General features: G+C 40.8%; 23 protein-coding genes. 15 read left to right on the forward strand and 8 right to left on the reverse strand.

Going from position 1 to position 27,000, the window contains the following annotated elements:
• Nucleotides 1-3: 3 nt before the first annotated feature.
• Nucleotides 4-1,884: a S9 family peptidase gene (locus M472_RS28130; protein WP_021069185.1), complete on the reverse strand. Its 1,881-nt coding sequence runs from the start codon at nucleotides 1,882-1,884 to the stop codon at nucleotides 4-6.
• Nucleotides 1,885-1,988: 104 nt separating this feature from the next.
• On the opposite strand from M472_RS28130, the gene M472_RS28135 reads away from it, so the two are divergent.
• The gene (locus tag M472_RS28135) at nucleotides 1,989-2,273 is read left to right on the forward strand and encodes a DUF4286 family protein (RefSeq protein WP_021069186.1); all 285 of its coding nucleotides are present in this window, start codon (nucleotides 1,989-1,991) and stop codon (nucleotides 2,271-2,273) included.
• 345 nt (nucleotides 2,274-2,618) lie between these two features.
• On the opposite strand, the gene M472_RS28145 is transcribed toward M472_RS28135, so the two are convergent.
• Genes M472_RS28145 through M472_RS28160 form a run of 4 tightly spaced genes read right to left on the reverse strand, consistent with a single transcriptional unit; the run spans nucleotide 2,619 to nucleotide 5,884 of the window.
• Complete coding sequence (locus M472_RS28145; protein WP_021069188.1) at nucleotides 2,619-3,317, reverse strand: RluA family pseudouridine synthase; 699 nt, start codon at nucleotides 3,315-3,317, stop codon at nucleotides 2,619-2,621.
• Nucleotides 3,318-3,342: 25 nt separating this feature from the next.
• The gene (locus tag M472_RS28150; RefSeq protein ID WP_021069189.1) at nucleotides 3,343-4,338 is read right to left on the reverse strand and encodes an MlaD family protein; all 996 of its coding nucleotides are present in this window, start codon (nucleotides 4,336-4,338) and stop codon (nucleotides 3,343-3,345) included.
• A gap of 10 nt (nucleotides 4,339-4,348) precedes the next feature.
• Entirely contained in the window at nucleotides 4,349-5,122 is a 774-nt protein-coding gene (locus M472_RS28155; RefSeq protein WP_021069190.1) for an ABC transporter ATP-binding protein, read from the reverse strand.
• 3 nt (nucleotides 5,123-5,125) lie between these two features.
• Complete coding sequence (locus tag M472_RS28160; protein WP_021069191.1) at nucleotides 5,126-5,884, reverse strand: MlaE family ABC transporter permease; 759 nt, start codon at nucleotides 5,882-5,884, stop codon at nucleotides 5,126-5,128.
• A 241-nt stretch (nucleotides 5,885-6,125) separates the two neighbouring features.
• Here M472_RS28160 and M472_RS28165 point away from each other — a divergent pair, with 241 nt between their 5' ends.
• From M472_RS28165 to M472_RS28190, 6 genes are all read left to right on the forward strand, one after another.
• Complete coding sequence (locus M472_RS28165) at nucleotides 6,126-7,505, forward strand: DUF6600 domain-containing protein (protein WP_021069192.1); 1,380 nt, start codon at nucleotides 6,126-6,128, stop codon at nucleotides 7,503-7,505.
• A 220-nt stretch (nucleotides 7,506-7,725) separates the two neighbouring features.
• Nucleotides 7,726-8,904: a nicotinate phosphoribosyltransferase gene (pncB, locus tag M472_RS28170; RefSeq protein ID WP_031301416.1), complete on the forward strand. Its 1,179-nt coding sequence runs from the start codon at nucleotides 7,726-7,728 to the stop codon at nucleotides 8,902-8,904.
• Complete coding sequence (locus M472_RS28175) at nucleotides 8,897-9,598, forward strand: class I SAM-dependent methyltransferase (protein ID WP_021069195.1); 702 nt, start codon at nucleotides 8,897-8,899, stop codon at nucleotides 9,596-9,598. The genes pncB and M472_RS28175 overlap by 8 nt, the downstream gene beginning before the upstream one ends.
• 65 nt (nucleotides 9,599-9,663) lie before the next feature.
• On the forward strand, nucleotides 9,664-10,506 hold the full coding sequence (locus tag M472_RS28180; RefSeq protein ID WP_021069196.1) for a bifunctional transcriptional activator/DNA repair enzyme AdaA: 843 nt from the start codon (nucleotides 9,664-9,666) through the stop codon (nucleotides 10,504-10,506).
• Nucleotides 10,507-10,516: 10 nt separating this feature from the next.
• On the forward strand, nucleotides 10,517-11,116 hold the full coding sequence (locus M472_RS28185) for an alpha-ketoglutarate-dependent dioxygenase AlkB family protein (protein WP_021069197.1): 600 nt from the start codon (nucleotides 10,517-10,519) through the stop codon (nucleotides 11,114-11,116).
• A gap of 43 nt (nucleotides 11,117-11,159) precedes the next feature.
• Nucleotides 11,160-12,404 carry a serine hydrolase gene (locus M472_RS28190; protein WP_031301417.1) on the forward strand — a complete coding sequence of 415 codons (1,245 nt, stop codon included), beginning with the start codon at nucleotides 11,160-11,162 and terminating at the stop codon, nucleotides 12,402-12,404.
• 72 nt (nucleotides 12,405-12,476) lie between these two features.
• On the opposite strand, the gene M472_RS28195 is transcribed toward M472_RS28190, so the two are convergent.
• Nucleotides 12,477-13,478: a D-alanine--D-alanine ligase family protein gene (locus M472_RS28195; protein ID WP_021069199.1), complete on the reverse strand. Its 1,002-nt coding sequence runs from the start codon at nucleotides 13,476-13,478 to the stop codon at nucleotides 12,477-12,479.
• A 331-nt stretch (nucleotides 13,479-13,809) separates the two neighbouring features.
• Between M472_RS28195 and M472_RS28200 the strand changes: the two genes are divergently transcribed.
• The 8 genes from M472_RS28200 to M472_RS28235 all read left to right on the forward strand — a co-directional run bounded on the left by M472_RS28200 (nucleotide 13,810) and on the right by M472_RS28235 (nucleotide 25,232).
• Nucleotides 13,810-14,562: a PASTA domain-containing protein gene (locus M472_RS28200; protein ID WP_021069200.1), complete on the forward strand. Its 753-nt coding sequence runs from the start codon at nucleotides 13,810-13,812 to the stop codon at nucleotides 14,560-14,562.
• Nucleotides 14,563-14,564: 2 nt separating this feature from the next.
• The gene (mltG, locus tag M472_RS28205) at nucleotides 14,565-15,605 is read left to right on the forward strand and encodes an endolytic transglycosylase MltG (RefSeq protein WP_021069201.1); all 1,041 of its coding nucleotides are present in this window, start codon (nucleotides 14,565-14,567) and stop codon (nucleotides 15,603-15,605) included.
• 7 nt (nucleotides 15,606-15,612) lie between these two features.
• The gene (locus tag M472_RS28210) at nucleotides 15,613-16,020 is read left to right on the forward strand and encodes an acyl-CoA thioesterase (RefSeq protein WP_021069202.1); all 408 of its coding nucleotides are present in this window, start codon (nucleotides 15,613-15,615) and stop codon (nucleotides 16,018-16,020) included.
• 11 nt (nucleotides 16,021-16,031) lie between these two features.
• Nucleotides 16,032-17,009, forward strand: a complete 978-nt coding sequence (locus M472_RS28215; RefSeq protein WP_021069203.1) for a YihY/virulence factor BrkB family protein — start codon at nucleotides 16,032-16,034, stop codon at nucleotides 17,007-17,009.
• 120 nt (nucleotides 17,010-17,129) lie between these two features.
• Complete coding sequence (gene rpsA / locus M472_RS28220) at nucleotides 17,130-19,064, forward strand: 30S ribosomal protein S1 (RefSeq protein WP_021069204.1); 1,935 nt, start codon at nucleotides 17,130-17,132, stop codon at nucleotides 19,062-19,064.
• Between the two features lie 176 nt (nucleotides 19,065-19,240).
• Nucleotides 19,241-22,984, forward strand: a complete 3,744-nt coding sequence (locus M472_RS28225) for an ATP-binding protein (protein WP_021069205.1) — start codon at nucleotides 19,241-19,243, stop codon at nucleotides 22,982-22,984.
• An 81-nt stretch (nucleotides 22,985-23,065) separates the two neighbouring features.
• Nucleotides 23,066-24,247, forward strand: a complete 1,182-nt coding sequence (locus M472_RS28230; RefSeq protein ID WP_021069206.1) for a C1 family peptidase — start codon at nucleotides 23,066-23,068, stop codon at nucleotides 24,245-24,247.
• 178 nt (nucleotides 24,248-24,425) lie between these two features.
• Nucleotides 24,426-25,232 carry an META domain-containing protein gene (locus M472_RS28235; protein WP_022829277.1) on the forward strand — a complete coding sequence of 269 codons (807 nt, stop codon included), beginning with the start codon at nucleotides 24,426-24,428 and terminating at the stop codon, nucleotides 25,230-25,232.
• 66 nt (nucleotides 25,233-25,298) lie between these two features.
• Here the strand turns inward: M472_RS28235 and cysM are convergent, their stop codons facing one another.
• Nucleotides 25,299-26,171, reverse strand: coding sequence for a cysteine synthase CysM (gene cysM / locus M472_RS28240; protein ID WP_021069208.1), 873 nt, complete (start codon nucleotides 26,169-26,171; stop codon nucleotides 25,299-25,301).
• Complete coding sequence (locus M472_RS28245; RefSeq protein ID WP_021069209.1) at nucleotides 26,171-26,995, reverse strand: serine O-acetyltransferase; 825 nt, start codon at nucleotides 26,993-26,995, stop codon at nucleotides 26,171-26,173. Before M472_RS28245 ends, cysM begins: the two co-directional genes overlap by 1 nt.
• Nucleotides 26,996-27,000 lie beyond the last annotated feature (5 nt).

Here is a 27,000-nt window from a genome sequence, read left to right on the forward strand (position 1 = left end):
TAACTATAGCTGTTCTTTAAGGAATTGTTCTATCATTTGGTAATACTCAATTACGTTTTCATCTTTTTTGAACCGGCGCCCTTCCTCTTCCTTAAGCACATAGCGTATAGGCACATTATTATTCTTTACCTTCTGCACAAATTGATTGACATCGGTCAAGCTGTTAAACCGATCTCTCCCTCCATGAAACATCAAGATAGGCATTCTAACTTTCTCCGCATGAAATAAGGGTGAAATAGCTTTAAATAATTCGTATTCCTTGGTCGGATCGCCGATAATATTATAGTAAAGCTGTAAATAAGGTTGATAATAAGGCGGTATTTCCTTGAGATAAGTAAACAAATTAGTATAGCCTGAAGAAGAAATGGCACATTTGTACAGCGTCGGGTTAAAGCAAGCTGCATATAAAGCAGAATATCCTCCAAAACCAGTCCCCATGATAGCTATCTTGTCTTTGTCTGCTATCCCCTGATGGATCAGCCAGGCTACACCATCGCTGATATCATTCTGTATCTCTCCTCCCCATTGTTTGAATCCTGCCGTATAAAACTCTTTCCCATACCCTACAGATCCCCTATAATTGATTTGAAAAACCGCATATCCTCTGTTTGCCAAAAATTGAACTTCAGAATTGAATCCCCAAACATCTCTCCTATTAGGCCCATCATGAATCAATACGACAACAGGATAAGTATCTTTTTTAACTAAGGGCCGGGTGAGATACCCTTTGATTGCCTTTCCATCCCTGGAATTGAAAGTCACCTCCTTCATCGGAGCCAAACTCTTATCTGCTAACGCTGGATTGATCGAAGACAGCTCTACTATTTTGTCTTTTTTCTTAGAATAATAATACACACCTCCCGGATTCACATCGGTATATGTCTTGAACAGGACAATATTAAAGGCGCTATCCATATCTAGGACATCAACATTGTAACCATCAAACTTGTTGTTTATTTTGGCGTATATCTTTTTGAAATCCTTATTGAGGATTTTTGTTTCTTTTTTATCCAACATACCCGCTGTGTAGATCATCTCTTGCCTGGAGAATGAGTATCCTTCTCTGTTCATATCTACATTATCATTCTCTGCCACGACTTCTTCTTTACCCGAACGCAGGTCAAGCTTGACAATAGCAAGTTTATCTCTGCCGACGTTGGACATAGCGAAAATAGCTGAACTATTGTCCTTGACAGGTCCGAGAGGCAGTACTGTAGTCGCAAAATCAGTTTCTACAACCTTCTTATACGGTTCTTCCTCCTGCTCGCGATACAACAATTGGTCTTCGACGCTGTCGCTTGTCAATGCAAGTCTCACCTTGCCATCAGACGAAGCATACCATGAACTGATATTGCCGGGATTAATCTCCACTAATCTAGGTCCTGATCCGTCGAGTGGTATACGATACAAATCAAATACAGCAGAATCTCTAACATTCATTTCGGCAAGGAGGTTTCCTTCCTTGGCACGAAGTGGGCTCAACCACCCCAATTCATGCTTTGCTGGGGCTAACAGGGACTGTGGTTTCTCGGTATGAATATCAATAGCGAAGATTCGCAAACTATCCTCTGGAGATTGAGTATTGGAAAAAACGATACTATCCGGACTGATCCAAAAGAAGTATTGGACATTCATATTATCCTGATAGGTCAATTGTTTCGAAGAATCAGGTTCATCAATATCGAGCACAAAAATATTACGGCAATGGTCTTCTAGTCCCAGATAGGCGATATATCGTCCATTAGGTGACACCCTAAAGTTGAAACGATCCGGCTTACTGAAAAAGTCTTGTACAGGTATGTATTCTACTTTCTGTTGACCGTTACAACCGCCCAGAATAGATATACCAAATAGAAAACAAAAAACTACTATTAAAAATCTCATCCAACTATCTCTCGTTCTCCCAAATATTATAATTTTCCCAGACTTAACCTATATTGCAACCTTTTTTTTACAGGTACAAAATTTAGATTTTGTACCTTTGTAACATGTATCTTTACAACGTTTCTATCATCATCGAAGAAAGTCAACATGAGACTCTTCTTTCATGGCTCCAACAGTCTTGGACTCCCACTTTACCCAGCGACATTAAGTTTCTAAAAATGCTCAACACGCCCCATGAAGGACATACGTATTGTGTACAGCTAATCGTAAGCGATGAAAGACAGATCCAACAATTTCAATCCGAACACATCGTATCATTGCAAGCACATATAGCACAGCATCATAACGAAAAAGCATTTATTTTCGACAGTGTGATGCAATATCTATAAAATAATGATGGATTAGCAAAAAGAGCAGATCCGTACTAATGACGAGACAACGCTGCGACTTTAGGGGTTTTCACACGGTATTTTTTATACCATAGAATCCCTATTCCAGCACCTATTAAGAAGGGTGCTCCTAGCAGAAAAAATATTCCGTTATTTAGCCCTTTACCCTGAGTGTTTCCGTGTTGTGTACTATTTTCAGCATTTAACGAACACATAGCACATTGTGACAACGTTGTCTTGGGTGTCAATAAAGAAAAACCCAACAAGATTCCAAAAACAAATGTATAGCGAACTGCTTTCATGTCACAAAGTTACAGAATTAAAAACAGAAACCTAGGTAATATTCTACTTACGGAGGAGTCTATTAAATTTTTCCCAAAATCCATCTTCAGGCAATGGTGCTTCAATACACATATCCTCTTCGGTTACGGGGTGTTTGAAAGCCAAAGAACGAGAATGCAAACAGATAGTCCTACGTATAGATCCTCTCGGGTAACCGTACTTATTATCGCCCACAATAGGACAGCCCATATAGGCTAATTGACAACGGATCTGATGCGTCCGTCCCGTCAGAGGAGTAACCTTTAAAAGATAGAATCCATCCAAGTGTCCCACAACCTCATAATCCAGCTCGGCATAACTTCCATTCTTGACCTCTCGATCATAGGCTTTGGTAACCATCTTTTTACGATCTCTCAGCAACCAATTGGTCAATTTCCCTTTGATCTCAGCGGGGCGTTCCTTGACTACTGCCAAATAAGTTTTTTGTACTGCTCTATCGTGAAACAACCTATTCATCCGATCCAAGCCTTTGCTTGTCTTGGCCAGCAGGATCATACCACTGACAGGTCTATCCAAGCGATGGATCACCCCTACAAAGGCACGATTAGGTTTGTTATATTTCTTGGCCAGATAATCGGAAAGCATTTCTTCCAAAGACTTGTCCCCCGATGGATCCACCTGCACAATATCCCCTCCTCGTTTATTAATAGCTATCAGGTGATTATCTTCATAAATGACATCACTGTCTGTTATCTCTCCCATATTATACGCTTCCCTCAACTCGGACTTACTTCGATACAGAATCGGCAGCCTCCTTTGCTGCTTCTTTAGCCTTTTTCTTAAAATATCCGCGCAACAAAAAATTACTTTGTAATGCTTCCATATTTACATCCAGCTTTTCTGTACTCGTATTTAAATTTTTAAGTATCTGACGTATTTCTTCCGCTGCTGCTGGATCATTGGTCAGTACGCCCAGTGCATTGTCTTTATCATTCAATCGGGCAGAAGTCTTGTTCAGATTTTCCATTAATGCACTCGCAGTCTGTGTCACCCCCTGGAGCTGTGCTGCAGACTCTCTAAGACTAGCAAACACCTCTGTATCTGTGGTTAGATCATGAATCAACCCTTGATTTCCATTCAACTTTTCAGTCAATCCAACAAGATTATTTACCGCCTTATCAGCGCTTAACATCACTTTATTTAATGCAACAACCGAAGTTTTCAAATTAGTCGCGATAGCATCATCAGCAAGCAAGGCTCCGACAGTCCCTTTTCCCTCTACCAACTGTTGCGAAAGCTTTGCGAAGTTTTCGGTAATAACAGTCAAATTTGCACCATTTTCCTGTAAAAGACCGACCATCTGATCCATTCCACCACTAGCACCAGACTTGATCACGTCGCCATCTGCTATCTGTGGATTCGAAGCTGTCCCCCCTACCAAACTGATAATAGCATTACCGATTAATCCATCAGAACCTAGTGTTGCTACCACATCTTTGCGAATGAATTGGCTGTCCTTCTCCTGTATACTCATCAGCACCCGGACATTTTCAACATCTTCGAAAGCAATTTCTTTGATAATTCCGACTTTTACCCCAGAAAACCAAACATTGTTACCTACTTTCAATCCTTTTACGTCATGAAAATAAGTTTTCACGACAAGGTTCTTACTAAACTTATTCTGTTGCGTACCTAACACTAAAATACCTGCAACTAAAATCACTAGACCTATTAGTGCAAAAAGTCCTACAATTAGTGATCGTTTATTTTCTGCTGCGCTCATTCTTAATCTATTATACTATAAAATTATAATCATAAAAAGGTTTTACCCGAGTATCGTCTGTATCGAATATTTCCTCAAAGGTTCCCTGTCTTTCAAACTTACCATCCAACAACATGACCATCCTGTCTCCTACCATTTTGGCGCAGGCCAAATCGTGTGTGATAATAATAGAGGATGTTTTATACCGCTCTTGGACTTCATTGATAAGGCCGTTTATATCTAAACATGTGATTGGATCTAACCCTGCTGTCGGCTCATCATACAACATAATATCAGGGCGTAAAATCAATGTACGTGCTATACCGATACGCTTCTTCTGCCCTCCAGAGAGCTCCGAAGGCATCTGGTTCAATGCCTGCAAAAGACCAACACCGTCCAACACATCCTCCACTTCGCGATTGATCTCTGCTCTTGTCAAATTTCTTTTGTTACGCACCAAAGGGAATTCAAGGTTTTCTCTTACCGTCATACTATCATACAATGCAGAGTTCTGAAAAGAAAACCCGATCCGTAACCGCAGTTGCATCAGTTCTTTCTCCGTCAGATCATTGACACGTTGTCCCAGAACAGTGATATCACCGGCATCTGGTTTTAACAGTCCCGATATCAGTTTAATAAGCACTGATTTCCCTGTACCAGACCTCCCTAAAACGACCAGGTTCTCCCCGTTGTATAATTTGAGATCGACATTCCGTAAGACATGCAGATTTCCAAAAGATTTACTGACATTATCCACGTGGATCACGCAGTCTTCATAGTTAATTACGTTTCCTACCTTTGCCATCTTTTAAGAAATTAAAGATAATACCTGAACTATAAGCAACTCTTCAATGAATACAGTAAACATAGAGGCCACTACTGCACTATTGGCAGCCTTCCCTACCCCTTCGGTTCCTTTAGATGAATAATACCCTACGTAACAGCTTGCAAACCCTATGGTAAATCCAAATACAACAGCACGTAATGTCATTGCAAATATGTCTACGAAGCCAATTTTATCAAATACTTGTGTAAAGAAACTCAACAAACTTAATTGGTCACTCCCGATAATACTTAGATACCCTCCAAACAAACCTATGCCTGCGATATAAAAACACAGAATAGGAATCATAATTGTGGTCGCAACAATACGACTGACGACGAGAAACTTGAAGGGATTAGTACCCGAAACTTCCATGGCGTCGATTTGCTCCGTAACATTCATCGAACTCAATTCAGCACCGATCTGTGACCCTACTTTTCCGGATGCAATCAATGCCGTGACCAAAGGTGCCAATGCACGAACTATGGCAATGGAAATCAATGCTGGCAACCAAGAAGTAGCACCAAAATCCTCCAATGACGGCCTAGATTGCTTCGTGAACACAAATCCCACAATAAATCCCGTTAATCCAATAAGAGGAAAGGATTTCCAGCCTATTTCGTAACACTGTCGAACAATTTCCTTAAACTCATACGGTGGACTTACTGCCTCACGCAAAACCCGCATCAGAAAACGATGTAACCGAGCAAACTCGAGGAGCAGATTATTAAATTTCCTTCCCATTTATATTTTTAGAAGTAAATAAAAAAACAACTATGTATTCATCAAAAAACTGGCCAAAGGTACACATTTTTAAGTTTTATTGAGGCCACAAAATAGGTGAACCTTAAAATGTAGCTATAAAACTACCATTTTTTTTTATTTTAGTTTATGTTATATTATCTCGATTAAACCTTCTCTATCGTTAGCACGTCCTACCAACAAAGAAAAAAACAGAATAATAAAGTTTTAAGAAAGAAAGCTTATGAAAAGGGGGATAACAGTATTAGTCGTAACATTGGTTTGTGTTTTCACAAATCTTTTTCAGCCGTCTACGGCACAGGCTCAATTTTATGGAGGAGTATCCTTGGACGTATTCTACGACGAGCTTTCTCCCTATGGTTATTGGGAAAACGACCCGACTTATGGAGAGATCTGGTATCCTCGGGTAAATCGGGACTTCAGACCTTATGGCACGAACGGTTATTGGGCAATGACCGAATATGGCAACACTTGGGTTTCGGGCTATTCCTGGGGATGGGCGCCATTCCATTATGGCCGGTGGGTACACAACAGCTATAGAGGATGGGCGTGGGTACCTGGTTACGAATGGGGGCCTGCATGGGTCGATTGGCGTTCTGGAAATGGTTATTACGGCTGGGCGCCTATGGCTCCCCGTATCGGTGTGCACGTATCGATAGGACTACCTATGGATATCTGGATTTTTACACCGGTAAGGCATATCCATTCTAGAAATGTGTACAGATATAGCTACTATGACCGTCCTGCCATATACAACAACACAACGATTATCAATAACACATATGTTGTAAACAACCATAACTACTATGGTGGTCCTTCCCGCAGAGATATGGAACGCAGTACCGGGCGTCGGGTAGAAGTACGCGAATTCAGAGAATCATCAAGACCAGGTACCTCTCGTTCAGACCGCAACTCGGTATCCATGTACCGTCCAGATGGTAGAGCGACCAGCTCCCGCAGGGAGACCGAATCTACGCGTACAGACCGAAACAGCTCAAGAGGAGAAAGTACTTCCAGCAGAACCGACCGTAATGCGACGAGCTCAACTGGAAGCCGTCGTTCAGAAACCGGTTCATCAAGAACCGAAAGCAGTAGAGGAGGAACAAGTATCGACAGAAGTGGAAACTCCAGCATACGCGGTGGTGCTACCACATCAAGAGAGCAGCAGTCTTCAAGGGGGACAGAAAGAGGCACAGAACGCCAGTCGCAATCGGAGAGCCAAAATAGTTCGCGCAGAGCAACATCCCGAGATCAACAACCTGTAAGGGGAACGGAGAGTAACACACAACGTCAACCACAGCAGGAACACAACAATCGCTCTAGGGAGGTCCAACGCAGTAATGAAGGAACATCGCGCACGCAACGTGGAGCCGAAACAAATCGCGGATCGTCAGAAAGCCGTAGACAGTCTCCTGCACAACCCCAATCGGAACAAAGGAGCCGTCAACCAGAAAGTCGCACGCAACAACGTAGAGATTCACAACCTGTATTTCAGGCTTCAAACAGAGAAAGCTCCGCAGGTACTACTACCTCCCGATCGTCGGGCAGTCGTTCGGAACAAGGCGCTTCCAGCACACGCGGCAGCAGCGGCAGTAGACGCTAGTCCATCGTAAACAAAAAAAAACAGCTATTAAATTGAAACAAATATGGAGCGAGCAGAAGAGATTCTGCTCGCTCTTTTTGCAAAAAGGGTTCGATGACTGTTGAAATACAGTCCAACGCTAAATTATTTTTGGTATTTTCGTTCACGCTTAGCATGGTCTGTGTCGGTTCATAACACAGCAATAGGCGATGCAGCAATCAAAAAAAAGACAGACTCTGATATGGCAAGACTTGAATCTCTTCTAGACAACGACTTTTACAAGTTCACAATGCAGTACGCCGTTGTCAAACTCTTCCCAAAAGCAAAAGCAAAGTATCAATTCATCAATAGGGGTAAGCACGTTTTTCCGGAAGGCTTCGCTGAAAGGCTTACCGAAGCAATCGGAGCGATGGCAACGCTTAAGCTCAGCAATGCCGAAAAGCAATTCTTTGCAGAGACCTGTCCTTATATCGACCCCACCTACTTTGATTTTCTACAAGGGTACCGCTACAACCCGGAAGAAGTCAGCATTACACAACATGCTGGAGAACTGTCGGTCAAAATAGAGGGATTCTGGTACCGTACCATCCTATGGGAGGTACCGATCATGTCTCTAATCTGTGAACTGTATTATGAAATGAGTGATGCAAAACGGGTCGATGATCAACAGGTGATGGACATCGTAGACCGTAAGATGGACAAGTACGATAAGTTAAAAATCACCATTGCAGACTTTGGCACGCGCCGAAGACACTCCTATGCAGTACACGACCTGGTCATCAAAACGCTAAAAGCGCACCCTTCAAAAACTTTTATAGGAACTAGCAATGTACATCTGGCCATGAAATACAAGACCAAACCAATTGGCACACATGCCCATGAATGGTTTATGTTTCATGCTGCAAAATACGGTTATAAAATGGCCAATCTTTTGGGGTTAGAAAACTGGTCGGACGTATATCGGGGCGACTTGGGAATCGCCCTTTCAGACACTTATACGACTGAAGCATTTTTTAGGCAATTTGACAAAAAACTCACCAAGTTATTTGACGGGGTACGTCATGACAGTGGGGATGCAATTGAATTTGCAAAAAAAACCATTAAGCATTACGAATCCAAAGGAATTGACCCCTTATCAAAAACCATCATTTTTTCAGATGGTCTCGACTATGATAAGGTAGAGAAAATCACCAATTACTGTAATGGCAGAATAGGCTATTCCTTTGGTATAGGCACAGACTTTACCAACGATGTCGGCCTAGAACGCATGAATATTGTATTAAAAATGACCGAAAGCCTTCCCGAAGATGGCGAATGGACACCTGTAATAAAACTTTCTGACGAACCTTTAAAACACACCGGGGACCAAGCCGAAATAGAAATGGCCATACGGTACCTACAACTTGACGAACATGCATAGAGATATTTATGGTGAAGCGTTAAACCAATTCCATCGGAATGGGGAGCTAAGCCACCCTTTATTGTTACACAGCACCTACGGCGATATTGAAGAAATGCCTGTTGAAGTCTTTTTCCGTACAGAAGAGGATTTTCCCGAGCTCGAACTGATCGCACTGTCCCTATGTGATGGTACGGTATTGGATGTTGGCGCTGGAGTAGGGTCGCATGCATTGTACTTACAGGAAAAAGGTTTTGAAACCACTGCTTTAGAAATATCAGCTTCAGCCTGCAACATTATGCGCGAGCGGGGTGTATTGCATATTGCCCAACATAGCTTTTGGGATTATTCCGAAGGAAAATATGACACCCTACTGTTTCTGATGAATGGCATCGGATTAGCGGGCGACCTCGAAGGCTTTCGTCGCTTGCTGCATCATGCAAAAACACTATTGACGGACCGAGGACAGCTCCTATTTGACAGTTCGGACATCTCCTACCTCTATGAAGAATACCGTATCACAAGACCGGAATACTACTTTGGCGAGATAGGCTATCAATACGAGTTTCAAGGCCAGAAAGGGGCTCCTTTCAAATGGCTCTATATGGATCAGGCCACATTGATACGTATCGCTCATGAAGAAAATTGGGTGGTACAGGTCCTCTATGAAGATGACAACGATCAATATTTGGTTCGAATGGAACCGAGAAAATAGGAAAGTGGAATGCATTTGAGCAATTTTCGGATTGCACACCCGATTTTTAAAAGTCAAATTTGTGTATGAATGAGAAAGAGAGACATTGGAACTACGAGCGTATAGCGCAAGCAATAGCTTTTATCAAAGACAATTTCGATAGGCAACCCAGCTTGGAAGATATCGCAGCACATATCCATCTAAGCCCATTTCACTGCCAGCGGTTATTTCACGAATGGGCGGGCACTACGCCTAAAAAATTCTTGCAATACATCAGTCTGAGCCACGCAAAATCGTTGCTTCAGAAATCGGAATCAATTTCTGAAACAACGTTTAAGACGGGACTCAGCAGCAGCAGTCGTCTCCATGAACTTTTCGTCAAACTAGAGGGCATGACTCCCCATGAATATCGTAATGGAGGCGAAGGTTTGGTGATAACATACGACTATGCAGACACTTCTTTTGGAGAGATCATTATTGCTGCAACAGAAAAAGGAATTTGCCATATCGCATTCATAACCGATCGGGACAATGGGGTAAAAAATTTAGAAGGACGATTTCCTAACGCTTCGTTTAAAGAGTCCTCCTCTCCTTTTCATCAGCAGGTCCGCAACTTTATGAATGGCGAAAAAAATTCCAGGGAACCGATAAAACTACACGTGAAAGGAACGGCCTTTCAGCTAAAAGTCTGGGAAGCTCTACTTCAGATTCCTTTGGGTGAGCTAGAGACCTATGGAAGAATCGCAGAACATATCGGCACCCCAAAAGCTTCCAGAGCTGTAGGGACTGCCATTGGCAGCAATCCGATTGCTTACCTCATTCCCTGCCATCGTGTAATACAGGCCTCAGGGATAGTAGGAGGATACATGTGGGGGCCTACCCGAAAAACAGCTATAATAGGCTGGGAAAATGCACAAATAATACCTTAACCCCTTGCCTATGAAATTATTTTCGTTCGATGAACCGAACAAAAACTGGTTACCTTACGATGGTACGGTCAACTACTATGGCGTTATCCTGTCCAATCCGGAGCATTATTTCCGTGTGTTACATAACGATATTGCATGGCGCCACGATGAGGCGGTAATTTTCGGAAAACACATCTTTACGAAACGGATGGTGGCCTGGTATGGCGACCTCCCATTTGAATATACCTATTCGGGAATTCAAAAAACAGCCCTTCCCTGGGTTGACTGTCTGCTAGAACTGAAAGACTTGGTAGAAAAGCAGTCTAATGAAACGTTCAACTCCTGTTTATTGAACCTGTATAACGACGGTTCGGAGGGTATGGCCTGGCACAGTGACGGCGAAAAATATTTAAAGAAAGATGGTGCAATAGCCTCTTTGACTTTTGGAGCCGAACGAAAATTCAGTTTTAAGCACAAGGAGAGTAAAGAAAAAGTAGATCTGGTACTGGAGCATGGCTCCTTATTGATCATGAAAGACACTACACAAACGCATTGGATGCACCGCCTGCCCCCAACAAAAAAAACACACGGACCGCGGATTAATCTAACTTTTAGAACTATAGAAAGGTAAATGCTTTAAATTTTCGTAACTTCCATGCGTTAATATTTCTACAATGCGCATTTTAATATTTTCGTACTTTATCATTACAAGTATTTCAACCGGTATGGCACAACAGATTGACAGCATCTACCTCTCGTCACTACTGCAGAAAAATCCGGATCTATTTGGCCAAATACTCCATCATCCAACACACAACGAAGTCCAGATACTCTACACTCAAATTGACAGAGACAAAGACAACATCCCTCACTTTACCTCTTTCGGTTACCGACTTGATCCGACCTGGTATTTTTATCCAGCAAGTACAGTCAAGTTACCTACAGCTATTTTTGCTTTAGAAAAGATAAACGAGCTAAAGATCAGAGGGCTTGGTCGGGATACTCCTTTGCAAATAGATTCTGCCTATGACAGACAGACTTCAGTATACAGAGACTCTTCTTCAGAAAATACTCTTCCAAGTATTGCACATTATATCAAAAAAGTTCTACTGACTTCAGACAACGATGGACACAACAGACTTTTTGAGTTTGTGGGCAGAGCAGAGGTCAACAAAAAACTCAAAAAACACGGAGCCAAATACAGCCGCATTGTAAATAGGCTGGCTATTGGAGACAAGGGCATTTGGGCTAAACATACCAACCCATTTACGTTTTACAAGGATGATCAGATCATCTACAAACAAGTGGCTCAATATGACCCTCAGGATTATGAGATGCCTTGGCTCAAAAACACAGTACAAGGCATTGGCTATATGAATGCTGTGGACGAACTGGTTCACGAACCTTGGTCTTTTGAGGGACTCAATGTATATGCTTTGGAGGATCAGCAATTAATCTTAAGAAAACTGCTTTTTCCTGAAGCTTTTCCCGTGAAACAACGCTTCAGCCTTACGGAAGACGATTATCGTTTTCTGTATTTCTATATGTCAAGAGGTCCTCAGGAAGTCTCCTACCCCAAGTATAACACGAATGAATTCTGGCCTACTTATAGTAAGTTCGTATATTTTGGACGGGACAAGTCGGTAAAATCCTTTCAAAATATCAGAAGCTTTAATAAATATGGGGATTCTTACGGCTATAATATTGACAATGCCTATATCGTAGATTTTGAGAAAGGTATTGAATTTCTGGTTTCTGTAGTAGTACAATCCAATGAGAATGGAATATATAATGATGGAATCTATGAATATGAGACAGTCACTTATCCTTTTTTAAAGAACCTTGGAGAGATCCTCTATCAGGAAGAACTAAAGAGGCCAAGAGCAATTCGTCCTGATTTAAAACGATTTTCATTTTAACATAAAATCTCGTGGATGCTAAAACATACTTTAATCCAAAAAGAAAGGAGTCCTATTGGACTCCTTTTGGTATTATTTTAATGCGGCCGCTATCAATTCGGCATAGAAGTCACCTTCTTTCATTCCATACGCACGCACCTGCTGTGGTATAAAACTTTGCGCAGTCTGTCCGGGTATCGTATTGATCTCGATAAAATAGAATTTGTCTGTTGTGCTCTCCAAGAAGAAATCTACACGAACCATCCCTTTACAGTCCAGTCGTACGTAGATCTCCTTGATAATGCGTGCGGCACGATCGCGCTGCTCGACATGGAGATCAGCTGGTGTTATTTCCTCTGTCAACCCAGGTACATATTTAGCTTCAAAATCGAAAAACTCGCGTGTGGTCCGTACTTCCGTAGCTGGCAATACAATCAGCTCACCTTTAGCATTTCTAAAGATCCCTTGTGAGAACTCTCGTCCTTGGACAAACTCTTCAACCAATACTTGCTGTCCAGTATTCTCGGCATCGAAGGCCTTGTCCAGTGCCTCTTGTAGCTGTGCGGACTCTTTTACCTTCGTCATACCTATGCTGGATCCGCCAGCATTAGGCTTTACAAAGTAAGGCAGCGCCAATTTTTCCTCTACGAGACGAACGCCATCTTTGCGGTGATTTTCAAATAAAAGGACGGATTTGGCCACATTAATTTCGGGTATATCGGCAAGGATTGATTTGGTATAGCCTTTATTCATGGTCAGTGCAGATGTCAATGCACCACAGGAGGTATAAGGCAATCCAATCATATCAAAATACCCCTGTAGACGTCCATCCTCTCCTGGAGTACCGTGCAAAATGATCAATGCCACATCAAAACGGATCTTTTCGCCATTAAGATGAAGAGAGAAATCTTCTTTGTCAACGGCTACTTTTTCTCCTTCTCCCAGACTGCCGTACCAGCCTTGGTTGGTGATATCAATGACATACACATCATATTTACTTTTATCCAATTGACTGTAGACAAAAGCTGAACTTTTATAGGAGATCTCGGCTTCCCCCGTAAATCCACCGGTAACTAATGCGACTTTTATATTCATATGTTCATAATTATATTTAAGAACCGGCTCTACCCTACTTGAGGCTCACCAAATTGTTATTAGCTGGTTTAACTCCCACAAACCTAAAAAAAATGTCCATCATTCACGAATACTTATTTTTTAATTTAAAACATTAGAATAATTCTCGATTTGCCCCTTAGATTCGTCTCCACATACATTATTAACCCTCTCTTTCTTTTGGAGTTACTCGATTAGCGGAAATATAATTTGTGATACGGGGAAAAACGAATATTTTTGCTTAAGAAAACTACAATGTTAAAAAAAAATCTACGTTATAGTAGATTAAAAGGATTTATAAAAATTTCATTTCATGTCCAAACTATTGCTCTATCTAAGAACTGATGTGTTCAGAAAAAATTTGATTTACGCTTTGATCACACTTATTGTTCTATTTCTCGTAGTATACTTCGGCCTTAAAGTTTACACGAAACATGGCGATGCCCAAGAGGTCCCTGTGTTAAAGGGACTAACCATATCGGAGGCCACCAAGATCTTGGATAAAGCAGGGCTGGAATACAAGATAGACTCAGTCTACCAAATGGATGCTAAACCAGGTTTGGTCATTGAACAAGACCCAGAGGCATCAGCACTTGTTAAAGGCGGACGGACCATCTACCTAACGATCATCACACAGGTGGCTCCTGAAATTGCTCTCCCAGATGTCATCGAAAAAAACCTTATTGAGGCTACAGCAATTCTTAAAAACCATAATCTGAAAATCGGTGATACCATCTACGTTAACGACATTGCGCGTGATGTCGTTTTAGACATTCAATTCGCTGGCCAAAAAATAAAACCTGGAAGAATGATTTCAAAAGGTTCTTCAATTACGGTTGTACTCGGAAATGGAAAAGGGGCTAATGAAGTAGAGGTTCCAATGTTACTAAACCTTACACTGTCGGAAGCTAAATTCGCCCTACAGGGACTTGGCCTTCACCTTGGCGCTATTTCCGGCACGATCACAGACTCGACGACCGCTCGTGTCATCGGACAGTCTCCTGATTCGACCGCTCGATTTATCAGTATCGGCACTCCCATCAACCTGACTTTATCAAACGACTAAACATGACAGCAAAAAAATCTTTTCCCAATTGGTTAAAGGGAGTTTTAATCGTAGCCCTGCTCGTCGGAGCTTTCATAGGTTGGAAAGCCTATCAAGTTTTTTGGGGGGCCTCTGTATCGGATTCACAACAATACTTGTATGTGCATACCAATGACAGTTATGAAAGTGTACTCCGCCGCGTCAGACAAGAAAACATCGTACGGGATCCCGAAGCTTTCCATATGGCTGCCAAAGCTATGGATTACCCAGAGAGCGTAAAGGCTGGTCGGTATAAGCTCACCCCGGGAATGAGCAACCGCAAATTGATTGGCAACCTCCGAGCAGGCTTACAGGATCCTGTCAAGTTGCGCTTTGCGAACATACGCTTAAAAGAAAACCTAGCGGGCCTACTTGGTAAAAGTTTTGAAGCAGATTCTGCACAGTTTAGCGCTATCTTAAACAATGAGGCGGTGGCTGAACAATACGGATTCACAAAGGATAACTTCTTTGCAATGTTTATCCCCAACACATACAATATCTATTGGAATACCTCTCCCGACAAGGTGATCGAACGATTGCACGAAGAGTATCAGAAATTCTGGACGGCAGAAAGAAAGGAAAAGGCGAAACAACAAAACCTCAGTCCTGTAGAAGTATCTATCCTCGCTTCTATCGTACGTGGAGAGGCTCTGCACAATGACGAAATGCCTATGATCGCTGAACTATACCTCAATAGGTTAAAAAAAGGTATGCTTTTACAAGCGGACCCTACGGTAATCTTTGCCAACAATGATTTTACGATACGCCGAGTATTGAACAGACACCTTACTATCGACAATCCCTATAACACCTATCGATACAAGGGATTGCCTCCAGGTCCGATTACAATGGCTCCTATTGTAGCTATAGATGCTGTGTTGAACCCTGCACAACATGACTATATCTACATGTGTGCCAAGGAAGACTTTTCGGGCTACCATGCCTTTGCAACAACGGTAGCTGAACATCTGGTGAATGCTCGTAAATTTCAAAAGGCATTGGACGATAGAAATATTAAAAAGTAAGAGTAAAATGTTTATATACGAACATCAACTACGTGTACGCTACGCCGAAACAGACCAGATGGGATATGTCTATTATGGCAACTATGCTGCTTTTTATGAGGTGGCTCGTACGGAAATGTTACGTCAGACCGGGATTTCCTATAAAGAATTGGAGGATATGGGCGTCATGATGCCTGTCCTAGAGATGGACAGCAAGTATCTACAGCCAGCAAAATACGATGAGCTTATTACGATAAGGACTACCGTCCGTGAAAAACCCAATGTACGTATCAAGTTTGAATACGAAATATACAACGAACAGGATATCCTACTCCATACAGGCAGTACCCAATTGGTATTTGTAGATATGAAAAGAAATAGGCCGTGCCGACCGCCTCAGGTATTTATGGAGAAAATGGCACCCTACTTTAGTTAGACAGGGGGAATATGAAAAAACTACATGACAGCCTACTGCATCTAAAACCTTATGACCGATTTGTCGAATGGACCAAAACAGCTGTCTTGCCGGGTTTTAGCAATCTGCCGCTGTACACTGTAGCTATTTTCTTCTTTCAGGAAATCAAACGAGAGGCTATTCTCAATAAGGCGTCTTCTCTCGCCTACAACTTTATGTTGGCGATATTTCCGGGAATCATTTTCTTATTTACGTTGATTCCCTATATTCCGATCAATAATTTCCAAGAAGGACTGATGGACTTCTTAGCAATCGTGATTCCTTTGGAGGCCTTTGCTGCCATAGAGTCTACTCTAGAAGACATTATAAAGAACCAAAATGGTGGATTACTCTCCTTCGGTTTTCTATTAGCTACGTTCTTCTCTACCAATGGGGTCACTAATCTAATGATGGCATTCAATAAGTCATCTCTGACTCGGGAAAAAAGAAGTTGGGGCCATCGACGACTTATCGCATTAGGACTATCATTTGCCATTATCACAGCTTTGACAATTGGCATTGCTGTATTTACAGGAGCGGGCATGATCATCAGTTACTTGAAAAACCACATCAACTATGATATGTCCTGGTTTTGGACGTTCGTGATCAAGGCTGCGCGATGGATTATACTCTTTGCCATTTATTTCAGCACAGTCAGTATGCTATACAAATTTGGGCCATCGGCTTCAAGACGGTGGAAGCTTTTCAGCCCTGGGGCGACCTTGGCTACGATACTGGCTATCCTTACTTTCTCTGGATTTGTGTTCTATATTAATAATTTCAATGCTTATAACAAGCTGTACGGCTCTATCGGTACTATTATCGTGATCATGATATGGATGTACCTTAATTCGCTGATTCTACTGATAGGCTTTGAGTTGAATGCGAGCATCACGCTGTCCAAACAAAGCATTAAAATAGTAAAGCCTAAAGTTTATAATTCCTTTAAACCCTCGTCAAATCAGGCTTAAATTCCTTCTTGTAATTCCTTAGCGACGCAAAAACATTTTTTTTCACATAAAATATTGTAAATAAAAGTTTTTCGTATCTTTGCACTTCCTACAAAGTAGGGAAAAGGAGATAATTAATTAATGGCAAAAAAACAAGAAGCAGAAAAAGAGTTAGCGGCGAAAAACGCAGAGCTACAAGGTGCTGACACTAAAGTAGTGAAAGACACTGAAAAGATCGAGTCTGAAGCAGATTCAAACTTGATGGACGAAATCAAATCCAACACTTGGATTACTCCAGCTGGAGATTTTGATTGGGATGCAGACGAGAAAGCTTTCGGTAACTACAGCGAAGCTGAACGTGCTAAATTGGAAGAGCAATACGCTGGCACTTTCAATCAAATCAACCAAGGCGAAATCATTGAAGGTATCGTGGTATCTATCAATAACAAAGATGTTGTTTTGAACGTCGGTTTCAAGTCAGATGGTCTTGTAGCAAAAACTGAGTTTCGTGATCTACCTGATTTAAAAATCGGGGATACTGTTGACGTATTTGTTGAATCACAAGAAGATGCAAATGGTCAATTAGTATTGTCACGTAAGCGTGCAAAAACTCAAAAATCATGGGAAGCTATCAACGAGGCATTAGAAAATGATGCGATCATCGATGGTTTCGTAAAATCACGTACAAAAGGTGGTTTGATCGTAGACATCAAAGGTGTAGAAGCTTTCTTACCTGGATCACAGATCGACATTAAACCTATTCGTGACTACGACATCTATGTAGGAAAAACTATGGAGTTCAAAGTTGTTAAAATCAACCATGAATTCAAAAACGTAGTTGTTTCTCACAAAGTGTTAATCGAAGACGATTTAGAAAACCAAAAATCAGAAATCGTTGCTAAATTAGAAAAAGGTCAAGTATTGGAAGGTACGGTTAAAAACATTACTGATTTCGGTGTGTTCATCGACTTAGGTGGTGTAGACGGTTTACTTCACATTACAGACATCTCTTGGGGCCGTATCGAGCATCCAAAAGAAGTATTGGCTTTAGACCAAACTATCAACGTGGTTGTATTAGACTTTGATGACGAGAAAAAACGTATCGCATTAGGTTTAAAACAACTTTCTCAACATCCTTGGGAATCTTTAGATACAGCTTTAGAAATCGGTTCTAAAGTAAAAGGTAAAATCGTTACTGTTGCTGACTACGGTGCTTTCTTAGAAATCATCCCAGGCGTAGAAGGATTGATCCACGTATCAGAGATGTCATGGTCTCAAAACCTACGTTCTCCTCAAGAGTTCTTGAAAGTAGGTGATGAAATCGAAGCTCAAATCTTAACGTTAGACCGTGAAGACCGCAAAATGAGCCTAGGTATCAAACAATTGACTCCAGATCCATGGCAAAACATTACAGAGCGTTACCCTGTAGGTTCTAAACAATCAGCTGTTGTTAAAAACATGACTAACTTCGGTGTTTTTGTTGAACTGGAAGACGGTATCGATGGTTTGATCCATATCTCTGATCTTTCTTGGTCTAAGAAAATCAATCACCCTAACGAATTCACTAAAGTTGGTGAAACATTAGAGGTAGTTGTATTGGAATTGGACGAAGAAAACCGCAAGTTATCTTTAGGTCACAAACAATTAGAAGAAAACCCTTGGGATACTTTTGAAACAATCTTTACGGAAGGTTCAATTCACGAAGGAACTGTTATCAAAGTAGGCGAAAAAGGAGATATCGTAGCTTTACAGTACGGTGTTGAAGGATTCTGTCCATCTAAACACTCTGTTAAAGAAGACGGTAACGCTTTAAAAGTTGATGACGTAACAGAATTCAAAATCATCGAATTCAACAAAGAGAACAAGCGTCTAGTTATCTCTCACTCTCGTATCTGGGAAGATGCTAAAGAAGAAGCTCGCAAAGAGGATGTTAACAGCCGCAAAAAAGATGCAAAAGCTGCATCAACAGCTGTTAAGAAAGTAAAAGACTCTGTTGAGAAATCTACTTTAGGTGACCTTGATGTATTAGCTCAATTGAAAGAGCAAATGGAAGGTGACGAAAAAAAATCTAAATAATAACATTCTTTAGATCTATATAAAGGCCCCAAATGGGGCCTTTTTTTATTTCATTAAATCTTATCCTATTATTATCTCTTCGTCACATTTGTATCCTAGTCTTTAATACATTATTTTTAACCTCAATAATCTAAAGGCAGAGCTACTAAGCACTGATCTGCATATAGTCCATTGTAATGAAGAATAACCTTCGTATTCTCTTATTGGTATTGACGCTGTTGTTTATCGCAACAGCTTTTTCAATCCGGAAGTCTATATCCGAGACAGACATCTTGGATCTAGACACCAAGTACCTTACTGAAAACTTAAGGTCAAGAGAAAAATTAATAGATGACATTTTTGCAGACCCCTTATATCTCAAAACTTTCCTCAATAGTGACCGATACCCTCTACAACTTAAGGAAATATCGCAACGTTATGAAGAAGACGATGTCTACCTGTATCTGTATAAAAATAAAAAGCCAGTTTTTTGGTCTTCGAACATGTATGTTCCAGAGACGGAGGCCGGTCTGAAAAACAATATTAGTTTCATAAAAACTGAGAATTTTTCTTTTGTTGTCAAGAAAAAGATAATAAGCGAAGAAATCAGCGTATTGGCTCTAATTCCGATAGAACGAAGTTTCAATGCTTCTAGTGGTTACCTTAAGACAACTCAATTTTTCAGATTTCTAAAGACTGACAACCTTCGGCTCGCCAACTTTGGAGATTCTGAAAATATTCGAAATATCTATGCCCAGGACAACAGCTTCTTATTCTCTGTCAAACTCAAGGAAGGCAAGCACAACAGTATCTTCCTTAAGATACAGTTGATCTGTTGGATTCTAGGCACCTTATGTTTTGTCATCTGGGTGAATGGCACCTGCCTACAGTTGGCACGCAAGGGCTATCCTTCACTATCTGTTATTATTTTAATACTGACCTTTTTTCTCGTCCGCATTGTAGATATTGAAACCAACTGGTTCACTCAATATTCCAGCCTAGATATATTTGATCCGAGATATTATGCCTATAGCTACCTCTCTCCTAACCTATGGTCTTTTCTGATTAACAATATTGCTATTTTCTGGGTACTCTGCTTTGTTAAGAATATAAAAGACCATTGGCGTACACCAGTCAAACTGAAAGAAAAAAACATCGGTGTATTACTCTACTATCTTTTGTTATCTGCCTTATACCTGGCGTTCCATTGGGGTTTTAATCAGGTTACGACCTTGATTACCCACTCTCCAATTACGGATAAGGATTTTGTGCAGATATTCCATCTTAATCCACAAACATTGACCCATGTTGTGATCTATTGTCTAAGTGTACTTTCCCTTATCTATCTGACAGATCTGGTACTTACATTTGGAAAATCGGTCTGTGGCAGAGCAACCCTGAACATTAACATACAGCTGATAACCATTGTGCAGTTCCTGATACTAGGAGCAGTCAATCAAGACTTTAGTCTATTCAATGTCTTGGTCGGTATCCTTATTATGGTACGGTCCTTTGACTATTCGATGTTCAAAGACAATAACCTTTCCACTCATGTGGTCTCTCTTGTCGCCTTGGCTTTGATAACGACAATCAAATACGCTGAAGCGGTTAAGGAAACTCAGCAGGAACACATGAAGATTACTTTGACTACGCTTGAATCCGATGATGATGTAGAGGCTATCTCACGCTTTTCCGATATCGAATACAACCTGTCTAATGATCAACAGCTAAGGCATCTCATTGAGATATCTCTTCCCAATCCGAATACGAAGATGATTAACGAATACATCAAACAGAAGTATCTCGGAGGATATCTTTCAAAATACGAGTTTCGTGGTTACTATTACTTTAACGATGTACCTCTAGGAAAATATAACAGCAACAAAATAGAGGAATACCGCGAAAAAGTGATCAACAAATCGGTAAAAGTAAACGAAACTAATCTCTTTTATAAGGTACAAACAGAAATCGGAACATATGAATATTTCTGCGTAATCAATTTCCCTGTAGGTAATGAACAAAGCGTCTCTTTAATTTTGGACTTTAAGAGCAAAGCATTCAATCCAAACTTTCCCTTTCCAGTACTGACAGAATCCCAGTCCGCAGAGGGTTTCAGCCCACAACGGGTTATCAAAGATAGTTTTGCCCTCTATAAAAATGGCACACTAGTCACACAAAACGGAAAATACACCTACCCAAACTCAGATAGTAGCTACCCTCAGACAGTACATGAATTCGTATATCTAGATGACAATAATGGCTATTACCATATTATCTATAAGCCCAATAACGAAACAACCATCATGGTCAGTAAGCCTTACCATTCGTACTGGCAATATATTGCAGTAGCTTCGTTGGCTTTTCTAACGCTATATCTAGCGCTTGCTATTTCTAAATTTCTATTGGTTATTGTACCTAAATACGCACGTCAAGATTTTAAATTACGGAATATTAGTTATCAATTGCGAGTTATCTTTTCTCGAATAAGATATAGTACGCGAATCCAAACCTTGGTCATATCGTCGGTCTTAATTGCAATTGTTATTTCTGGTCTAATTACTTTTTTTAGCATCAGCTACCAATCACAAAAAAACATAGAAAGCCAACGATTAAATTATATTTCAGAACTTGTCACAAAATTAGAAACCCGAGCATTGATAGATACTGTTGGAGATGCTACGGAAGACCTAAAAGCGTTGATGACTTCGATGTCCGACGTCTTGATCAGTGACTTCAATCTCTATGACAAAAACGGAAAGCTTTTCTTCACAACGCAACCTAAGATATATGACCAAAAATTGGTTTCTGAATATATCAACCCCGATGCGTTTATAACACTTAATGTATTAAAAAAAACGGAGACACAAAATAATGAGTTGATCGGAGATTTTAGCTACGCTTCTTCTTATGCTACCATACGCAACTCCAATTACCATACGGTTGCCTATCTAGGAATTCCTTATTTCGACTCTAATGCAAATGACTCCGAAAGCAGAAGTATACTTCTGAATACGATCCTTAACGTGTATACGATTATCATCATAGTCTTTGTATTCCTATCGGTTTATATTTCCAATAAGATTACTGAACCGTTGCAGATTATCCGCAAAAAACTTTCACAGACCAACCTTGGTGGCAAACAAAATGAACCATTGTACTGGGAGAAAAATGATGAGATCGGTGTACTGGTCAAAGAATATAATTTCATGTTGGTAAAATTGGAAGAGAATGCCAAACAACTACGGAATGCAGAGCGGGAAAGTGCTTGGCGTGAAATGGCTAAACAGGTCGCTCACGAGATCAAAAATCCACTGACACCAATGAAACTTGGCATCCAACAATTAAGTCGTTCATTTTATGAAAACGATCCACGTCTTACAGAACGGTTTCAAAAGATATCAACTTCATTTATCCAACAAATTGATGCCCTTTCCCATATTGCTTCTGAGTTTTCGGCATTTGCCAAGCTCCCTGACACCAACTTAGTGCCAATAGATCTAATTGCCAAAATCAATAAATCTTTGGATGTCTACAACAACAACCAAAACACGGCTATTGTTTTTGAAAATCACACAAATATGAAAAAGATAATTGTGTTAGGTGATAGAGATCAGCTGCTACGTTCATTCAATAACCTATTGAAGAATGCTATCGAAGCGACTTCACGCCGCAAGAGACACAAAATAAACATACAGGCTCATTTATTGCAAGACGATTGGGTTCAGATCATTGTCCATGACAATGGTGATGGTATATCCCGAGAGGTGATTCCAAATATTTTTAGCCCCAACTTCACCACGAAGAGCTCCGGAACGGGGTTAGGGCTTGCCTTTGTCAAGCAGACGATTGATGGAATGGGAGGAAAAATAACTTTTCAAACAGAGATTAATGTTGGTACTTCTTTTTTTATAGAAATCCCTTTGTATAAAGCTCCACTATAGCATCATAATATTTTTACACAACAGGGTTCTCAACACTTATAATAAACATCTATATTAGCATTAAATTAATATACTCGTAATATGAATTGGAGAAAATCTCTATTTATCGCCGCAGCGATGTTTGCTACAACGCATACATTTGCTCAAGATAATTTAATCAATGCCCTTAAAAATAATGTAAGTGACAAAAGCAAAGATGGATTTGTCTTTACACAGTTAATCAACTTAGGAAATACGTCTATCAAAGATCAAGGTTCTTCAGGCACGTGCTGGTCTTACTCAGGTAACTCATTCTTAGAGTCCGAAATGATTCGTCAAGGAAAACAACCAGTAGAAATTTCCCAGATATACACAGCGTATTATACCTATTTGGAAAAAGCAAAAACCTATGTAAGACTGCATGGTGACCAAGCTCAAGGTGAAGGAGGTCAGCTACATGATGTATTGACTATTTTCCGTAAATATGGCGCGGTACCTCGCGAGGTATACACTGGCCTACGTGAAGGACAGACACGCAATAATTTCTCTGAAATGTCTACACTGATCCAGGGCATGAATGAAAACATCGTTAAGAGCAAGAAACTGACTCCTACTTGGCAAAAAGCAATTACTGGAGTAATGGATTCCTATTTGGGTGTTCCGCCTCAATCATTCCAGTACAAAGGTAAGACTTACACACCACGCACTTGGGCTGATCAAGTTGTCGGTATCAACCCAGACGACTATGTTGGCATCAGTTCATTCAAAGAGCATACTTATTACAAGCCATTCGTACTATTGATCCAAGATAACTGGTCGTTCGAGAGCTTCTATAATGTGAAAATGAATGATCTAACAAGCATCATTGATAACGCATTACAAAACGGGTATACCGTAGCATGGGCAAGTGATGTTTCTGAAAAATACTTCAGCTGGAAAAATGGTGTCGCATTTGTTCCTGAAAAAGACATGGATATGATGAGCAAAGAAGAACTTGGCGATCTATTCAACGGTCCAAAAGCAGAAGCAAAAATTACGGAAGACCAACGCCAAGCCGCATACGATGATTATTCTACAACAGATGACCACGGCATGCATATCGTAGGTATGGTAAAAGACCAAAACGGTAAAGAGTACTACATTGTTAAAAACTCTTGGGGCGAATCCAATGATTACAAAGGTTACCTTTATGTAACAAAGGAATATGTACGCTACAAAACCATCTCTATCTTACTACATAAAGATGGAATTCAAAAAGAAATCAAGTCGAAATTGGGAATCTAAACCCCGTATAAGGAAAAGCCTGCTAATAAATATTAGCAGGCTTTTTTTGTTAAAGTACTGTCCAACAAAACATTTTCGCTAAAATTATGTTTTTCTCTTAAAACATCGATGACGGGCTGTAGCAAATAAAGGATTCTGTTCGTTGTGATAACAAAGAGTATACAATAATTAAAAACATATGAAATTATCATTTATTAAAATAAACAGGAGCTTTATCGTTCTCGCTACAGTGATCAGTTTAGGCATGAGTAGCTGTGCAATAAAAAAATCAGGAGCAGATAAGAATATGAATGCGGCACTATTCGACACGAAATGGCAATTGACAGAACTAAATGGCAAGCCTGTTCCAAATGAGGTAAATGGAAAACAGCCTTTTATGTCTTTTGAAAAAAATGAGAATCGCTACTCCGCAAGTGGAGGGTGTAATGGTATTGGTGGTACATTCGAATTAAAATCGACGAAAAAGATAAAATTTTCGCAAGGTATGTCCACCATGATGGCTTGTCCAGATATGAGTGTTGAGCAAGGGATTAATCAAATGTTGGGTAAAGCAGATAATTTTGAATTAACAGGAGATTTATTGATTTTAAAACAGGGGACTACCCCTGTAGCGAAGATGAAAGCGTCTAAAGCAACTTCGGCTAGTACTGAGCTAGAAGGAACCTGGGAGATGGACTATGTTCTGCATACCAGTGAATCCTTTCAAGCCCTATACCCGGAGCGAAAACCTACAATCACCTTCACAACGGCTGAACACAAAGTAAATGGCAACAGTAGCTGCAATAACTTCTTTGGAGACTATAAAACAAGCGAAGGTAACCGTATAAAATTCGGAGCGCTGGGTATGACACGGATGTTTTGTCCAGGTAATGGCGAGTCTGTATTCGTAAAGAATCTAGAAAAGGTAACCCGCTATTCGGTATCGGAAGGTATATTGACCTGTATCAGTGATGATATCGTCGTAATGCGTTTCAAAAAGAAATAAGACTATTATAACTAAAAAGAGCCTGTATTGATACAGGCTCTTTTTAGTTATAATTGATCATCATCCCTATCCAAATAAACTAGAGCTTAAATAACGATCTCCACGGTCACAAGCAATAAATACAATCACGCCATGCTCCAATTCACTCGCCACCTGTAAGGCCGCCTGCATCGCACCACCGGTACTCATACCTGCAAAAACACCTTCGAGACGCGCAAGCTCTCTAGAGCGCTGAACGGCATCTTTTTCGTCTACATCAATGACTCGATCGACACGCGAGGGGTCGAAAATCTTAGGTAGATAAGCCTTTGGCCACCGTCGAATACCTGGAATGGAGGATTCTTCTGTAGGTTGACAGCCTACAATCTGAATAGCTGGATTTTTGTCTTTGAGAAACATTGAACAGCCCATAATGGTACCTGTAGTCCCCATAGCACTCACAAAATGGGTAATCTCTCCCTTTGTACCCTGCCAGATCTCGGGACCCGTTGTCTTTACGTGAGCGAGATAATTATCGGGGTTAGCAAATTGATTCAATATAAACACGCCCTCTTTGGCCGCTTTTTCCTCCGCGTAATCTCGACATATCTCCATAGATTCCAACAAGGTGACTCTTGCCCCGAAAGCTTCCATCGTAAGCGTACGTTCCCTGGTGGAGGTAACAGGCATGACCAGCTCGAGGTCTAATCCATACATACTGGCAATCATAGCCAAAGCGATGCCGGTGTTACCACTAGTGGCTTCAATCAGTTTATCGCCTTTTTTTATGTCGCCACGCTCCATCGCTGAACGAATCATGTTCAGCGCAGGTCGGTCTTTAACAGAACCTGCAGGGTTATTCCCCTCCAACTTGGCATAAATCTTCACGTTTGGATTGGTATGGAATTGTGTGATTTCTACCAGAGGGGTACTTCCTATTGTATCGATAATATTTCCCATTATACAGTCGGTTTGGTTTCTATAAATTTTGAGTTGGGCTGGTGATATACCGTCGTGTAGGGTTCAACACTGCTCGTCAGCCACACATTTCCACCAATGATCGAGTGATCGCCAATCTTGGTTTCTCCTCCAAGAATGGTAGCTCCAGCATAAATGATAACATGATCTCCTATGATGGGATGTCGCTGTACGTTGGCTAAGGATTTCTCTACACTGAGCGCTCCCAGGGTCACCCCCTGATATAGCTTGACATGACTACCTATGATACAGGTCTCGCCAATAACTAACCCCGTCCCGTGATCTATGTATAAATAGGGGCCTATCTGAGCACCGGGATGAATATCAATCCCTGTTTTTGAATGAGCATACTCGGTCAGTATCCTTGGTATCAAGGGTACCCCTAGCTGAAGCAACTGATGAGCCAAGCGGTAAATACTAATAGCCATAAATCCAGGATAGGTACGAATGACTTCGCGGAGGCTCTGTGCCGCAGGATCACCATCCATAATTGCTTGTGCATCAGTATTCATCACCTCGTAGATACTAGGTAGCAACGCAAAAAAACGTTTAGCTATAGCCTGGTTATCACAGTGTGAACAGGCTTTGGTTTTCAGTAGAAGCTCAAAAAGCTCGGATTCAGATTGTCCAAAAGCCAAAATCATTTCCTCTATGCTACCAAAACCCTTGGAGTTACGTTCTGGAAATAACAGATCTAACAAATCCTTAGCCCAGCCAGCAATACGCTCATTTGATGGCATATCCTGTACCTCGACTTGCTTTAAAAACAGTTGTTGATAAAACATCGTAACCTCATTTCCCTTCATCGGTT

Origin of the sequence: Sphingobacterium paucimobilis HER1398, from assembly GCF_000416985.1 — a bacterium.
Classification (GTDB): Bacteria; Bacteroidota; Bacteroidia; order Sphingobacteriales; family Sphingobacteriaceae; genus Sphingobacterium; species Sphingobacterium paucimobilis.

Excerpts from the sequence above, each read along its gene's own strand:
- M472_RS28210 (WP_021069202.1), top strand. The coding sequence starts at position 15,613 with ATGTTTATATACGAACATCAACTACGTGTACGCTACGCCGAAACAGAC.
- M472_RS28175 (WP_021069195.1), top strand. The coding sequence starts at position 8,897 with ATGCATAGAGATATTTATGGTGAAGCGTTAAACCAATTCCATCGGAAT.
- M472_RS28200 (WP_021069200.1), top strand. The coding sequence starts at position 13,810 with ATGTCCAAACTATTGCTCTATCTAAGAACTGATGTGTTCAGAAAAAAT.
- M472_RS28215 (WP_021069203.1), top strand. The coding sequence starts at position 16,032 with ATGAAAAAACTACATGACAGCCTACTGCATCTAAAACCTTATGACCGA.
- cysM (WP_021069208.1), bottom strand. The coding sequence starts at position 26,171 with ATGGGAAATATTATCGATACAATAGGAAGTACCCCTCTGGTAGAAATC.
- M472_RS28180 (WP_021069196.1), top strand. The coding sequence starts at position 9,664 with ATGAATGAGAAAGAGAGACATTGGAACTACGAGCGTATAGCGCAAGCA.
- M472_RS28155 (WP_021069190.1), bottom strand. The coding sequence starts at position 5,122 with ATGGCAAAGGTAGGAAACGTAATTAACTATGAAGACTGCGTGATCCAC.
- M472_RS28190 (WP_031301417.1), top strand. The coding sequence starts at position 11,160 with ATGCGCATTTTAATATTTTCGTACTTTATCATTACAAGTATTTCAACC.
- M472_RS28150 (WP_021069189.1), bottom strand. The coding sequence starts at position 4,338 with ATGAGCGCAGCAGAAAATAAACGATCACTAATTGTAGGACTTTTTGCA.
- M472_RS28225 (WP_021069205.1), top strand. The coding sequence starts at position 19,241 with ATGAAGAATAACCTTCGTATTCTCTTATTGGTATTGACGCTGTTGTTT.
- rpsA (WP_021069204.1), top strand. The coding sequence starts at position 17,130 with ATGGCAAAAAAACAAGAAGCAGAAAAAGAGTTAGCGGCGAAAAACGCA.
- M472_RS28235 (WP_022829277.1), top strand. The coding sequence starts at position 24,426 with ATGAAATTATCATTTATTAAAATAAACAGGAGCTTTATCGTTCTCGCT.
- M472_RS28195 (WP_021069199.1), bottom strand. The coding sequence starts at position 13,478 with ATGAATATAAAAGTCGCATTAGTTACCGGTGGATTTACGGGGGAAGCC.
- M472_RS28135 (WP_021069186.1), top strand. The coding sequence starts at position 1,989 with ATGTATCTTTACAACGTTTCTATCATCATCGAAGAAAGTCAACATGAG.
- M472_RS28160 (WP_021069191.1), bottom strand. The coding sequence starts at position 5,884 with ATGGGAAGGAAATTTAATAATCTGCTCCTCGAGTTTGCTCGGTTACAT.
- M472_RS28130 (WP_021069185.1), bottom strand. The coding sequence starts at position 1,884 with ATGAGATTTTTAATAGTAGTTTTTTGTTTTCTATTTGGTATATCTATT.
- mltG (WP_021069201.1), top strand. The coding sequence starts at position 14,565 with ATGACAGCAAAAAAATCTTTTCCCAATTGGTTAAAGGGAGTTTTAATC.
- M472_RS28165 (WP_021069192.1), top strand. The coding sequence starts at position 6,126 with ATGAAAAGGGGGATAACAGTATTAGTCGTAACATTGGTTTGTGTTTTC.
- M472_RS28230 (WP_021069206.1), top strand. The coding sequence starts at position 23,066 with ATGAATTGGAGAAAATCTCTATTTATCGCCGCAGCGATGTTTGCTACA.
- M472_RS28145 (WP_021069188.1), bottom strand. The coding sequence starts at position 3,317 with ATGGGAGAGATAACAGACAGTGATGTCATTTATGAAGATAATCACCTG.
- M472_RS28245 (WP_021069209.1), bottom strand. The coding sequence starts at position 26,995 with ATGAAGGGAAATGAGGTTACGATGTTTTATCAACAACTGTTTTTAAAG.
- pncB (WP_031301416.1), top strand. The coding sequence starts at position 7,726 with ATGGCAAGACTTGAATCTCTTCTAGACAACGACTTTTACAAGTTCACA.
- M472_RS28185 (WP_021069197.1), top strand. The coding sequence starts at position 10,517 with ATGAAATTATTTTCGTTCGATGAACCGAACAAAAACTGGTTACCTTAC.